The following is a 12,561-nucleotide window of genomic DNA, read 5'->3' on the forward strand; positions in this document are numbered from 1 at the left end:
TCACTCCTGACGATAGAGGTCGTGGGCGGTGATGCGCGCCTCCACCGCCTCGGGCAGCAGATAGCGAACGCTGAGCCCGCCGGCGAGTCGCCGACGCAGCTCCGTCGCCGAGATCGCCATTCGGGAGGGCAGCCGCAGGCGGAGCAGACCGCCGGCTGGACGCGCCATCAGGGACTCGACATCCTCGCTCTCGCGCCCGGCGATCAGCTCGCGCAGTGCCGCCGGCAGTGCCGCCTGATAGTCGGGGCGGTCAACCACCACCAGGTGGGCCAGCTCGAACAAGCGCTGGGGCGCATGCCACTCGGCCAGGCGCAGGAAGGCATCATGGCCCAGCGCCATGACCAACCGCGCCTCGCTGCCCAGTTCCTCACGCAGTGCTGCCAGCGTATCGGCGCTGTAGGAGGGGCCCTCGCGCCCCAGCTCGCGGCCGTCGGCGACCAGCCCCGGCGTATCGCCGATACCCAGTCGCAACAGCGCCAGGCGCTCGGCCGGTGATACGCTGGGCTCGCCGCGCAGCGGCGGCGCCTTGGCGGGTATCAGGTGGACGCGATCGAGCGCCAGCGCCTCACGCAGCTCGACCGCGCTGCGCAGGTGCCCCAGGTGTACCGGGTCGAAGGTGCCGCCCAGCATGGCGATGCGCGCCGGACGACCGCCCTGCCCCGAGAAGTGCCGCTCGCTCACTGGCGAACCTGACCGTCGCCCAGCACCACGTACTTGCGTGTCGTGAGCCCTTCGAGGCCCACCGGGCCGCGGGCATGCAGCTTGTCGGTCGAGATGCCGATCTCCGCCCCCAGGCCATACTCGAAGCCATCGGCGAAACGGGTCGAGGCGTTGACCATCACCGAACTGGAGTCGACCTCGGCCATGAAGCGCCGTGCGAGACTCCAGGACTCGGTGACGATGGCATCGGTGTGGTGGGAGCTGTAGCGCTCGATATGCGCCATGGCGGCCTCGATGCCATCGACCACGCGAATCGCCAGCACCGGAGCCAGATACTCGGTTTGCCAATCCGCCTCGTCGGCCACCGCCACCTCCGGGAGTAGCTCGCGGGTACGTTCGCAGCCCCGCAGCTCGACGCCATGCTCGGCGTAGGCCGCCGCCAGCTTCGGCAACAGCGACTCGGCCAGAGGGGCATCCACCAGCAGCGTCTCCATGGTATTGCAGGTGCCGTAGCGGTGGGTCTTGGCGTTCACCGCGATCGCCAGGGCCTTGTCGGGATCCGTCGTGGCATCCAGATAGACATGGCAGACACCATCGAGGTGCTTGATCACCGGCACGCGAGCCTCTCGAGAGATTCGCTCGATCAGTGACTTGCCCCCTCGTGGAATGATCACATCGACAAACTCGGGCATCGCGATCAGGCGGCCCACGGCGGCACGATCGGTGGTGGCCACCACCTGCACGGCCCCGTCGGGCAGCCCCGCAGCCGCCAGCCCCTCGCGAATGCAGGCCGCAATGGCGGCATTGGAGTCCCGCGCCTCGGAGCCACCGCGCAGGATGGCGGCATTGCCCGACTTGAGACACAGGCTGGCCGCTTCCAGGGTGACGTTGGGGCGTGACTCGTAGATGATGCCGATCACCCCCAGGGGGACACGCATCTGGCCGACCTGGATACCGCTGGGACGCGCACGCAGGCCATCGACCTCACCCACCGGATCGGGGAGCGCGGCCACCTGGCGCAGCCCCTCGACCATGGCATCGACACGCTGGTCGTCCAGTGCCAGTCGATCGAGCAGGGCATCGTCCAGGCCGGTCTCCCGCCCGCGCGCCAGATCACGGACGTTGGCCGACAGCACCTCCTCCCGCGAGGCCTCCAGACTCTCGGCCATGGCCAGCAGCGCGGCATTCTTGGGGCCGGTGGGCGTGCGGCGCAGGATCGCGGCAGCCTTGCGTGCCGACTGGCCGAGGCCGGTCATGTAGGCATCGATATCGCGAACCTCCTCGGCGCCTGCCGCGGCGGCGCCGTCACGCTGGACTTGAGCTGTCATGCCAGAAAGTGTCTCCTGTATGCGTGGCCTGAACGAACCGATACGGCGCTATACTGACGCGCGATGGGCACGTTGCGGATAGGGAGTCATAGTAAGCCACCATGCAGAACATGTACAAAGTCAGCCTGCTGCGCCTCAATCTGCTCCTGGCGGGGCTGCTTCCGGCACTCATGGTGCCCTATGCCCGAGATCACTCGGAGGCCATGCTGCTTGGCCTGACCGCGGCCTGGCTCGCCATCAGCGCCGGCCTGGTAGAGTTCAGCCACCGGCGCCCACCGCTGATCCCCTGGCAACTCCTGCCCAGCCTGCTGCTCGGCGCCCTGCTATGGTCCTCGGCCGACCGCCATCCCTACTGGCTATGGGCCTGGGCCGCTTTGATCATCCTGCCTCAACCCGCCTGGATGGCCATACTCAACCTTCTGCTGGCGACACTCTCCCTGGCCTGGGTGGCGCGCCAGCTTCCCATCGAGCAGGCCATGATGACCGGCCTGGTGCTTATCCCGATGCTGGTACTCGGTCTGGTCCGCACACGCCGGCTCACCCCCTTGTTTGCCCAGGCCAGGGGGCGGGTCAGCCTGGTGCCGGGGGAGCGGCTCTGGCCGCGAGCCAGGCTGGCCGGTGACCTGACCCGGGAGCATGGCCGCGCTCAGCGCGACGGCACCCACGCCGAGCTCCTGCTGGTACGAGCGAAACGCCGCCATCTATGGGGCGTCGCGCAACAGCTGTGCGAGATGACCCGCGGCTTCGAGCACTGCTATCGCCTCGACAAGCGCACCCTGGGAGCGCTGCTGATCAGTCGCGACGCCACTCAGGCGGAACCCCGCCGCCGCTGGCTGCTGGAGCATCTGCGCGAGGTGGAGCGGGCGCGGGTCGTTGCTCTGCCGCAGGCCCGTTCGCTCGCCGAGGAGCTGCGCGCCCTTGAACGGCAGCAACCGCCGTTCATCTCGACGCCAGGGACGACGACCCATGTTGACGCCTGATACGCCGCGCCTGCTGGCGTGCCTCTTTGCGCTGGGAGCCGTGCTGCTGTTTGGCCAGGCAGTGTGGTACTACCTGATCGGTGACTACACGCGAATTCTTCTGCCAGCCCTGTTCGCACCGCTGTTGCTGACCGCCGCCCTGATGCGTCTGGGTCAGCAGGAGACGGCGCGCCTATCGGTCTACCTGGTGCTGGCCTGCAGCTACCTGCTGATCGCCACCAGCCTGCCGCAGGACGACACCCCGACACTGCTGTGGCTAGGGCTCCCCCCGGTGCTGACCCTGCTGCTGCTGCCACTTGGCCAGGCCACCCTGCTCAACCTGGTACTGGCACCGATCTGGTTGCTGCTGGCCAACCTCACCCCACCGTCTTCCCAGGCGCTGGGCTATGTGGCGCTGGTCGCGGCCAGCGGGCTCGCCCCCTGGGGCATACGCCATCATCATGCGCTATGGCTCGCCACCGACCCTCGTGACCAGGAGTGTGCCGCCCTGAAGGCGGCGCCGCTGCTCGAACGACTGGAGAGCGAGGCGGAGCGTGCCGACCTCCTCGATCATCGGCTTGCCGTGGCCGTGCTGCACCTTCCACAGCTGGAGATGGCCGGTGAGCAGTTCGGAGGCCTTGCTCGACAGGCTCTGCTGAATGCCTTCTGCAGGACGGTGAGCGAACATAGCCGTGACCACGATCTGCTGGGACGCATCGGGGACGCCGACTTCTGGCTGGTGATGCCCGGCACCAGCGAGAACGGGGCTCTGCTGGTGCGACAGCGTATCGAGGAAGCCGCGTCTGTCGCCACGCTGCACGATACAGGCGGTATTGAGATTCGTGGCGCCATCTGCTCCCACTCCCCGGGTGAGCCCTTCAGGGAACTCAAGCGCCGGCTGGAGTCCACCACGCAGCGCCTCGCCGACTGCTGATAACCAGACGGCCTCGACAGGGATGACCTCTTGCCATGAACCTTGCTCAGCTCCTGAGCCAGCTCACGCCCTCGCCCGGTGTGCTGCTGCTGATTATCGCCAGCATCGCCATGCTGGAGTCACTGGCCGTGGTCGGGGTTCTGGTGCCCGGTGTGCTACTGATTACCGCCGCTGCCTCCATGGCCGGCCACCAGGAGCTGGCGCTGCCGGCCCCGCTGCTTGCCGCCTTTATCGGCGCGGTAGCGGGTGACAGCGCCAGCTTCGTGCTCGGCTATACCCAGCGTGAACGCGTCACCCGATGCTGGCCGTTCTCACGCCACCCCGAGTTTCTCGCCCGAGGGGCACGTTTCTTCCAGCGTCAGGGGGTGCTGTCGGTCTTTCTGGGCCGCTTCGTGGGCCCGGTTCGCCCCATCGTGCCGTTGATCGCCGGCATGCTGCATATGCCTCCACGCACCTTCCTCTGGGCCAACCTGGCTTCCGCGGCACTGTGGGCACCGGCCTATGTGCTGCCAGGCTACCTTCTGGGACGGACCTGGGATCAGCTGCTCGAGGTGCCCCCGGCCCTCCACAAGCCGCTGACACTGCTGGGCGTGATCCTGATCGCCCTGGTGGTGACATTCTCCTGGCTACGCCACCACGCCAGCCGGGACGGGCGCGCCTACCGGCTGAGCGCCGGCCTGGCTCGGCGCCACCCGCTGCTGCGCAACCTGTGGCTGCGCCAGAGCAGCGACGGCGAGGTTCCCCTGGGCAGCCTGCTGCTGCTGATTCTGGCGCTGGGCGGTGTGTCGGGCTGGACCCTTCATGTCATGCAGCATGGCCTGCAGGGCCCCCTGCCCGTCGACCGCCAGGTTCAGGTACTGTTCGAGGCGATCGCCACCCCGGCCCTGACCCTTCTTAGCCAGGGTCTGGCACGAGTCGGCGATCTGTTCGGCGTGGTGGCACTCGCCCTGCCCTGGGGCATGTGGCTGCTGTGGCGGCGGCGCCTGGACACCCTCTGGCACGTCGCCGCGGGGCTGCTGGGCATCTCTCTGCTCAATATCCTGAGCAAGGCACTGTTCGCACGGCCGCGTCCCGATACCCCGGCCCATCTCGCCGACTCCTTCTCCTACCCCAGCGCCCACACCTCCGGCGCCGTGGTGCTGTTCGGCCTGGCGGCTGCCTTCGCCGCCCGGGAGCTCGCCCCCGCCTGGCGCCACTGGGCCTACTGGGCGGCAACGCTCGCCGTCACGTTGATGGCGCTGTCACGGTTGATGATCGGCGTCCACTGGTTCAGCGACCTGGTCGGCGGCGCCCTGCTGGGGCTGGTGGTTTGCGCCCTGGTGCAGCTCTCCTGGCAGGCCCGAGCACGTCCCGCCCTTGCCCCCTGCCCGTGGCTCCGGTTGACCATTGCTTCTCTGGGCCTGGCGGCGGTACGAGTCGCCTGGCTGCCGCCGACTTAAGGTGCGAGGTGCGAGGCGAGACCTGTTGCTGATTACCCCAGCGCCAACCATATCCCCACTCCGACCATCAGGGTGCCGGCGATACGGTTGAGCAGTCGCACGCTGTCCCCACGGGCCAGTAGACGACGCAGCCGGCTGCCGCCGGTGGCGTAGAGCAGCAGACAGATGAACTCGATGATCAGTATCAGCGCCACCAGCACGACGAGCTGGCCGGCCAGCGGCCGTTCGGCGTCGAGAAAGGGAGGCAGAAGCGCCACGAAGAAGGCCCACCCCTTGGGGTTGGCCACGGCGGTCACGAACCCCTGCATGACCAGCTGACCGCGGCCGGCGGGCGTCCCCTCCAGCCCCTTCTCGGGGATCGCCATGCGCCCACGGGAGCGCCACATCATGATACCCAGGTAGGCCAGGTAGGCACCCCCGAGCCACTTGAACAGCACAAAGAGCTCCGGCTGACGAAGCATCAGGGCCGCCACACCAGCACCCGCCGCAGCGGCTACCACCCCCACCCCGGCAAGCTCCCCGGCCATCATCCACAGGCTGCGGCGAACGCCCTGCGTCATGCCCAGCACCATGGCCAGGGTCATGCACATGCCGGGCGTCAGGGAGACGAGGAAGAAGGTCGGCAGGAATACCGACAGCAAACCCGGATTGATCATGCCAGAGACCTCCATGTCACGCTGTTGCAGGCGGTAAAGCGCCGAGCAACCAAGCAGCCAAACAGCAAAGCACCCGAGCGGACAAGCACCGAGCAGCTAGTGGCCAGGCACAGAGTGGCCCGGCTCTCCCCAGCGCGGCATCAGGCGGTGCTCTATCCCCAGCTGGTTGAGGATGCGCGCGACGATAAAGTCGATCAGGTCGTCGATCGACTGAGGGCGGTGATAGAACCCCGGCGCGGCCGGCAACACCACCACCCCCTGGCGGGTGAGGTCGAGCATGTGCTGGAGATGGATCGCCGAGAGCGGCGCCTCGCGGGGCACCAGCACCAGGGTGCGCCTCTCCTTGAGCGCCACATCGGCGGCCCGCTCGATCAGGTTGTTGCTCGCCCCGGTAGCCACCGCCGAGAGGGTGCCGGTCGAGCAGGGACAGATCACCATGGCCGAGGGGGCGCCGGAACCGGAGGCCACCGGGGCCATCCAGTCCTCACGGCCGAAGCAGCGAATCTGCCCCGGCCGCGCCCCGCTGCGTTCGACGAGACTCTCAGCCAGCCGCTCGGGCCGGGCAGGCAGCTCGATATCGGTCTCGGTGGCGATCACCAGATGAGCCGCCTTGGAGATCATCACCCACACCTCATGATTCGCCGCCACCAGGGCGTCGATCAGGCGCAGTCCGTACTGCGCACCGGAGGCGCCGGTCAGCGCCACCGTGACCGTCGAAGCAAACTCCTCAGCCATGAGCCGCCTCCAGTGCTGCCAGCAACTTCTCGTGAATACCGCCGAAACCGCCGTTGGACATCACCACGATCCGATCATAGGGCCTCGCCTCGGCGACCAGCGCCGATACCAGCGACTCCAGGTCCTGCTCGAGCCGCGCCGGTATCGGGCTCTCCGCGATGATGGGCTCCAGGGGCCAGTCCAGCCCCTGCGGTCGATACCAGAAGGCCGCGTCGGCGTCGGCCACGCTCGTGGCCAGGCGATCACGCAGGGTGCCCAGACGCATGGTATTGGAGCGAGGCTCGATCACCGCCAGCAGCCGACCCCGAGCGGTAGCGGCACGCAACCCCTGGAGCGTCGCGGCGATCGCCGTGGGGTGGTGGGCGAAGTCGTCGATCACCTGGATATTGGCCACCTCTCCCCGCACCTCCTGGCGTCGCCGCGGGGACTCGAAGCGCGCCAGGGCGGCGGCCCCCCGCACCAGGCTCACCCCACAGGCATGGGCAGCGGCGAGCGCTGCCTGGGCGTTGCGGGCGTTGTAGAGGCCGGTCAAGGCCCAGTCGACCACCGCATCCTCGTTGGCCTCGGCATCCTGGTGGATGACCCGAAAACGAGAGGCGTCGTCACGCTCAAGCTCGAGCCGCCAGGCGCTCGAGGGAGTCTCGCCGAAGCGCACCACCGGACTCCAGACCCCCATGCTCAGCACACGCTCCAGGGCCGGTTCGCCGTCGCCTACCAGCAGCACTCCTCTGCCCGGCACCGTGCGCACCAGATGGTGGAACTGACGCTCGATCGCGGCAATATCGTCAAAGATATCGGCATGATCAAACTCCAGATTGCCCAGCACGGCGATCTCGGGGCGGTAATGAACAAACTTGGAGCGCTTGTCGAAGAAGGCGGTGTCGTACTCGTCGGCCTCCACCACGAAGGGAGCATCCGCGGCGCCGAGGCGCGCCGAGACACCGAAGTTGCGTGGCACGCCCCCGATCAGAAACCCCGGCGCCAGCCCCGCCGACTCCAGCAGCCAGGCGACAAGGCTCGCCGTGGTGGTCTTGCCATGGGTACCCGCCACGGCGATCACCCGCCGCCCGGGCAGCACATGCTCGGCCAGCCACTGGGGGCCCGAGACGTAGGGCAGACCGGCATCGAGCACCGCCTCCACCTCGGGGTTGCCCCGCGACAGCGCATTGCCGATCACCACCAGGTCGGGGCGTGGCTCGAGATTGGCGGGCGAGTACCCCTCACACAGCGCGATACCGGCCTCCTCCAGCTGGGTGCTCATGGGGGGATAGACCCCCGCATCCGAGCCACTGACCGTGTGGCCCAGCTCGCGCGCCAACAGCGCCAGGCTGCCCATGAAGGTGCCACAGATACCAAGGATATGAAGGTGCATGGGACTCACTCCAGCATGGGTCCGATGAGTGCGCCAGCCAAGGCGCGAGGAGAGGCGAGACTAGCATGCCCCCGACGAGGCCCTCCAGCTCCACCGGGTGCAGGCAGGGCTGTCACAGTTACCAGAGCCGAGGGGCGCTGGAGGCAAGCCGAAGAGGAGGTCCTACGCCAGGGAAGGCGTCGGTAGCGCCCAGGGAGGGGTTCACAGCGCCTCCTCGTAGGCCTGTCGCCAGACCAGCCCCGAGCTTCCGAGCTGCCAAGCTTTCTGCGATACCCCCCGGGTGCAGGGCAAGGGGGTTTCGGCTAGAATCCCCTCCACCTTCAACCCCTTCCATCCCAACAGTAGCGACGACCAGGAGCAGAACAGCCCCATGGCCCATAACGCCTTCTACGCCCAGTCCGGCGGCGTCACCGCCGTGATCAACGCCAGCGCCTGTGGCGTGATCGAGGCCTGCCGCCGTCATCCCGACCAGATCGGCAAGGTCTATGCCGGCCACAACGGCATCATCGGCGCCCTCACCGAGGAGCTGATCGACGTCAGTCGAGAGTCAGACGAGGCGATCGCCGCACTGCGCCACACGCCGGGCGGTGCGTTCGGCTCCTGCCGCTACAAGCTCAAGGACATCGAGACCCACCGCGCCCAGTACGAGCGGCTGATCGAGGTGTTCCGCGCCCACGATATCCGCTACTTCTTCTACAACGGTGGCGGCGACAGTGCCGACACCTGCCTCAAGGTCTCTCAGCTCTCCGAGAAGCTCGGCTACCCGCTCACCGCCATTCACGTGCCCAAGACCGTGGACAACGACCTGCCGATCACCGACAACTCGCCGGGCTTCGGCAGCGTGGCCAAGTATATCGCCACCTCGACCCTCGAGGCCTCGCTGGACATCGCCTCCATGTGCGCGACCTCCACCAAGGTCTTCGTGCTCGAGGTGATGGGCCGTCATGCCGGCTGGATCGCCGCCGCCGGCGCCCTGGCCGGCCAGGGCGAGGGTGAGCCGCCCCACCTGGTGATCTTCCCCGAAATCGCCTTCGACCGCGAGGCGGTGATGGCTCGCGTCGACCATGCGGTCAAGACGTACGGCTACTGCGTGATCGTGGTTTCCGAGGGGGCGCGCTACGAGGATGGCACCTTCCTCGCCGATGCCGGTAACACCGACGCCTTCGGCCATCGCCAGCTGGGCGGCGTGGCGCCGACCCTGGCCGGCATGGTCAAGCAGGACCTGGGCTACAAGTATCACTGGGCGGTGGCCGATTATCTGCAGCGCGCCGCCCGCCACCTGGCCTCCGCGACCGACGTGGAGCAGGCCTACGCCGTCGGCGAAGCGGCGGTGGAGCTGGCCATCGAGGGCAAGAATGCGATGATGCCGGCCATCAAGCGGGTCTCCGAGGCTCCCTACCAGTGGCGCATCGAGCCGGCCCCTCTCGCCGAGATCGCCAACCGCGAGAAGTTCATGCCCCGCGACTACATCAGCGAGAATGGCTTCGGCATCACCCAAGCCTGCCGTGATTACCTGCTGCCATTGATCCAGGGCGAGGACTTCCCCCCGTTCGATAACGGCCTGCCCCGGGTGGCAAAGCTTGCCAAGCACCGCGTCGAGCGCAAGCTGCCCGACTTCGAGCTGTAAAAACCCTATCGCGCGATAAATCGCGCTCCTACCAATTAACCCCACCAGGCCACTTCCTGGTGGGGTTTCTCGTTCTCAGCCTCACCACATTAAGCAGCCAGGCTCGAAGCGGCCAAGCACCAAACAGCCAGAGGGGAGGCCTTCGGCCTCCACTCGCCCGGCATGGCCGGCCTGCTACTGACGCCCGGGGGAACGTGATTAATCGCGCGATCGTCAACTTGTGACTGGTAGCACCTGAGGCAGCTTGGCGCTCGACGCTTTATCGCAGCAACCAGGAAAGCACCAGCAGCAGCAGCAGTATCGCAGCCACCCCCTGCCAGAATTGACCGCCATCCCGGAATCTCCCCGGGGCGCTACGCGTTTCCGGCTCGCGATGCAGGGTTGCCAACGGCTGGCGCAGCTCGCGCAGGAACTCCGACATCCGTCGATAGCGCAGCGCTCGCTGGGGATCCAGTGCCCGACGCAGCGCCTCGTCAAGGGCCTGGGGGACCTCGGGGTTGCGCTGCCGCGCGCTGCGATAGACCAGCTGCTCGAGGTCGGTATGCCGCAGCAGACGGTTGGGGGGCACCTCGTAGGGCAACTCCCCGGTCAGCAGCCAGTAGACCGTGGAGGCATAGGAGTACTGGTCACTGCGCCGACCGATCCCGTCACCCAGCGCATATTCGGGAGCGCTGTGTTCGGTGAGCCCTACCTGACGCAGCAGTTCGTGGGCATCCTTGAGCCCCGCCCCGTCACGCCTTCGGCAGGCGCTGAAATCGGTCAACACCACCTTTCCATGAGGATCGATCAGCACATTGCCGGGATGGATCAGCTGATGCAGCAGCTCCCGGTGATGCAGGGCCTGCACCGCCTTGCCCAGCTGGTTGGCGATATCCAGGCGCTGGGCGAGGCTCGCCTGGGGGTGGCGTCGCGCCCAGTCGGCCAGCGTCTCGCCCTCCACATAGGCCATCAGATAGTAGAGGTAGCGTCGTGGCCGCGACGGCTCCATGATACGCGCCACGAAGGGCGACTTGACGCGCTCCACCACCCACTGCTGCAGCAGGAAGTGCTCCAGATAGATATTGCGCAGGGAGAGCTCGGGGCTCGGCGCCTTCATCACCATCACACGCCCGCTCTGGAGGTCGCGCACTCGGTAGACGCGTGACTGGGCGGTACGCGACAGCACGGCCTGAACCTCCAGCCCCTCGAGGCGGTCCCCGGGCGAGAGCTCCGGCGGGATCGGCAGTTCGCCATACACCTTCGCCGGGTTGTCCGACTGCTCCTCGGGGAGCTCATCGATACGCAGCAGCTGAAAGCAGAACTGATCGGCCCCGTAGCCGCGGGACTGGGCACGCTCCACCGCCGCCTCGGCCAGCCGGTCGCAGGCGGCATGCAGATCACTGGCGTCCTGGCGGATCAGCTGCACATACTCGGATGGCATCAGGGTGCCCAGCACCGCCTGGGTGGTGAACAGGAAGAGGTCCCCCTGCTTGACCGGAAAGCGGACGTAATCGATATCGATGCTGTTATCCATGCCCAGTGCACGCGAGGGGTAGCGATACCCCCCCAGGTCGGTGACATGGTCTCGCGTCAGCTGCTCGAACTCCGCCCCGCGCAGCCGGAACACCAGGGTATCTCCCATATGGAAGAGGTGGCCCTCGGTGCCGCGCAGCACCAGGGCCGACAGCGAGGTGACGTAACTGCCGTCCGCCACCTGACGACTCTGACTATAGGTCCAGGCATTGAGCGCAAGCAGCACGCGAGTTGCCGAGGTCTTGATGTCCCAGTGGTCGGGGGTGGAGTAGTAGTCGCTCAGGAAGCTGCGCACACTGAGATCGCCGGCCTGCTTGGCCATGCTGTTGCGCTGGGTCGCATCGCTGATCAGCGCGCAGGCGCCCTTGGCGTTGAGCTGGGGGGGCTCGGGTAGGCATACCGACATGGAGCTGCGGTGCCGCCGGCGATCCGGCGCCACGAAGGCCTGACCAAAACTCAATGACAGCTGCGCGGGTGACACTCGCCTCTCCTTACCCGTTGAATCATGCGCGGCCATCATACACGCCGCGACCCGGCACGGGTGCAACAGCTTGACCCTAGTGGCACCTTGTGAGCACCGAAACGCGCGCCGGCACCTATGTCGAATTGGTATTCGGCCGGGCTGGCCCGTATAATTTTGCGGATTTTTTTCTTCCAGACGACGCGCCAAGATCTTCTGCCAACCCCTTCTTTTACCAACCAAGGAAGCGACGATGAACTTCGATAATATCCCCGCCGGCAAGGAGCTACCGAACGACCTTTATGTGGCGATCGAGATCCCGGCCAACCACGCGCCGGTCAAGTACGAGATCGACAAGGACATGAGCGCCCTGCTGGTCGACCGCTTCATGGCCACCCCGATGTTCTACCCGGCCAACTACGGCTTCATCCCGCACACCCTGGCCGACGACGGTGACGCCCTGGACGCCCTGGTGGTTACCCCTTGCCCGGTCCAGCCCGGCAGCATCATCCGCGCCCGTCCGGTAGGCATCCTCAACATGACCGACGAAGCGGGCGAGGACGCCAAGCTGGTGTGCGTGCCGCATCAAAAGCTGTCCAGTCTCTATGACGACGTCCAGGAAGTGACCGACCTGCCCGAGCTGCTGCGCCAGCAGATCGCCCACTTCTTCGAGAACTACAAGGACCTCGAGAAGGGCAAGTGGGTCAAGGTGGAGTCCTGGGAGGGCGCCGAGGCGGCCCGCAAGGCCATCGAGAAGGCAGTCGACGCCTATCACAAGGCCTGATTCGAAGACCACTCCAGACCCGGCACTCTGCGCTCCCCGTCATGAGTGTCGAGCATAAACGCAGCGGGCCGCCCTTGAGGCGGCCCGCTGCGGTT

Annotated in this window: 11 protein-coding genes; 5 read left to right on the forward strand and 6 right to left on the reverse strand. The window is 67.0% G+C overall.

The genetic code is table 11. The features are described 5' to 3' along the window. Both nadD and RM463_RS02680 read right to left on the reverse strand, forming a co-directional pair. Positions 1-630 (reverse strand): nicotinate-nucleotide adenylyltransferase, encoded by a 630-nt coding sequence (gene nadD, locus RM463_RS02675; RefSeq protein WP_311429119.1) that lies wholly within the window; start codon positions 628-630, stop codon positions 1-3. Positions 631-677: 47 nt separating this feature from the next. Continuing rightward, complete coding sequence (locus RM463_RS02680; RefSeq protein ID WP_311428868.1) at positions 678-1,988, reverse strand: glutamate-5-semialdehyde dehydrogenase; 1,311 nt, start codon at positions 1,986-1,988, stop codon at positions 678-680. Positions 1,989-2,098: 110 nt separating this feature from the next. On the opposite strand from RM463_RS02680, the gene RM463_RS02685 reads away from it, so the two are divergent. The 3 genes from RM463_RS02685 to RM463_RS02695 are packed head-to-tail and all read left to right on the forward strand — an operon-like array spanning position 2,099 to position 5,320. Beyond that, entirely contained in the window at positions 2,099-2,968 is an 870-nt protein-coding gene (locus tag RM463_RS02685; RefSeq protein WP_311428869.1) for a hypothetical protein, read from the forward strand. After that, positions 2,955-3,881: a GGDEF domain-containing protein gene (locus RM463_RS02690; RefSeq protein ID WP_311428870.1), complete on the forward strand. Its 927-nt coding sequence runs from the start codon at positions 2,955-2,957 to the stop codon at positions 3,879-3,881. Before RM463_RS02685 ends, RM463_RS02690 begins: the two co-directional genes overlap by 14 nt. A gap of 35 nt (positions 3,882-3,916) precedes the next feature. After that, positions 3,917-5,320: a bifunctional DedA family/phosphatase PAP2 family protein gene (locus RM463_RS02695; protein ID WP_311428871.1), complete on the forward strand. Its 1,404-nt coding sequence runs from the start codon at positions 3,917-3,919 to the stop codon at positions 5,318-5,320. Between the two features lie 32 nt (positions 5,321-5,352). Here RM463_RS02695 and RM463_RS02700 read toward each other — a convergent pair whose 3' ends face one another. The 3 genes from RM463_RS02700 to mpl form a co-directional block, all read right to left on the reverse strand. Further along, positions 5,353-5,976 (reverse strand): LysE family translocator, encoded by a 624-nt coding sequence (locus tag RM463_RS02700; protein ID WP_311428872.1) that lies wholly within the window; start codon positions 5,974-5,976, stop codon positions 5,353-5,355. A 96-nt stretch (positions 5,977-6,072) separates the two neighbouring features. Further along, entirely contained in the window at positions 6,073-6,711 is a 639-nt protein-coding gene (locus tag RM463_RS02705) for a flavin prenyltransferase UbiX (RefSeq protein WP_311428873.1), read from the reverse strand. After that, positions 6,704-8,083, reverse strand: a complete 1,380-nt coding sequence (mpl, locus tag RM463_RS02710; protein ID WP_311428874.1) for a UDP-N-acetylmuramate:L-alanyl-gamma-D-glutamyl-meso-diaminopimelate ligase — start codon at positions 8,081-8,083, stop codon at positions 6,704-6,706. Before mpl ends, RM463_RS02705 begins: the two co-directional genes overlap by 8 nt. A 370-nt stretch (positions 8,084-8,453) precedes the next feature. Between mpl and RM463_RS02715 the strand changes: the two genes are divergently transcribed. Next, positions 8,454-9,710 (forward strand): 6-phosphofructokinase, encoded by a 1,257-nt coding sequence (locus RM463_RS02715; RefSeq protein WP_195688413.1) that lies wholly within the window; start codon positions 8,454-8,456, stop codon positions 9,708-9,710. Positions 9,711-9,969: 259 nt separating this feature from the next. On the opposite strand, the gene RM463_RS02720 is transcribed toward RM463_RS02715, so the two are convergent. Then, the gene (locus RM463_RS02720) at positions 9,970-11,703 is read right to left on the reverse strand and encodes a protein kinase domain-containing protein (protein WP_311428875.1); all 1,734 of its coding nucleotides are present in this window, start codon (positions 11,701-11,703) and stop codon (positions 9,970-9,972) included. A 232-nt stretch (positions 11,704-11,935) separates the two neighbouring features. Between RM463_RS02720 and ppa the strand changes: the two genes are divergently transcribed. Continuing rightward, positions 11,936-12,466 (forward strand): inorganic diphosphatase, encoded by a 531-nt coding sequence (gene ppa / locus RM463_RS02725; RefSeq protein ID WP_195688415.1) that lies wholly within the window; start codon positions 11,936-11,938, stop codon positions 12,464-12,466. The last annotated feature ends 95 nt before the right edge of the window (positions 12,467-12,561 follow it).

This window comes from Halomonas sp. LES1, from assembly GCF_031846005.1.
Taxonomy (GTDB): domain Bacteria; phylum Pseudomonadota; class Gammaproteobacteria; order Pseudomonadales; family Halomonadaceae; genus Halomonas.

What these genes read in the sequence shown, in the direction of transcription:
- nadD (WP_311429119.1), bottom strand. Translation starts at nt 630, where the DNA reads ATGCTGGGCGGCACCTTCGACCCGGTACACCTGGGGCACCTGCGCAGC.
- ppa (WP_195688415.1), top strand. Translation starts at nt 11,936, where the DNA reads ATGAACTTCGATAATATCCCCGCCGGCAAGGAGCTACCGAACGACCTT.
- RM463_RS02695 (WP_311428871.1), top strand. Translation starts at nt 3,917, where the DNA reads ATGAACCTTGCTCAGCTCCTGAGCCAGCTCACGCCCTCGCCCGGTGTG.
- RM463_RS02700 (WP_311428872.1), bottom strand. Translation starts at nt 5,976, where the DNA reads ATGATCAATCCGGGTTTGCTGTCGGTATTCCTGCCGACCTTCTTCCTC.
- mpl (WP_311428874.1), bottom strand. Translation starts at nt 8,083, where the DNA reads ATGCACCTTCATATCCTTGGTATCTGTGGCACCTTCATGGGCAGCCTG.
- RM463_RS02685 (WP_311428869.1), top strand. Translation starts at nt 2,099, where the DNA reads ATGTACAAAGTCAGCCTGCTGCGCCTCAATCTGCTCCTGGCGGGGCTG.
- RM463_RS02715 (WP_195688413.1), top strand. Translation starts at nt 8,454, where the DNA reads ATGGCCCATAACGCCTTCTACGCCCAGTCCGGCGGCGTCACCGCCGTG.
- RM463_RS02680 (WP_311428868.1), bottom strand. Translation starts at nt 1,988, where the DNA reads ATGACAGCTCAAGTCCAGCGTGACGGCGCCGCCGCGGCAGGCGCCGAG.
- RM463_RS02690 (WP_311428870.1), top strand. Translation starts at nt 2,955, where the DNA reads ATGTTGACGCCTGATACGCCGCGCCTGCTGGCGTGCCTCTTTGCGCTG.
- RM463_RS02705 (WP_311428873.1), bottom strand. Translation starts at nt 6,711, where the DNA reads ATGGCTGAGGAGTTTGCTTCGACGGTCACGGTGGCGCTGACCGGCGCC.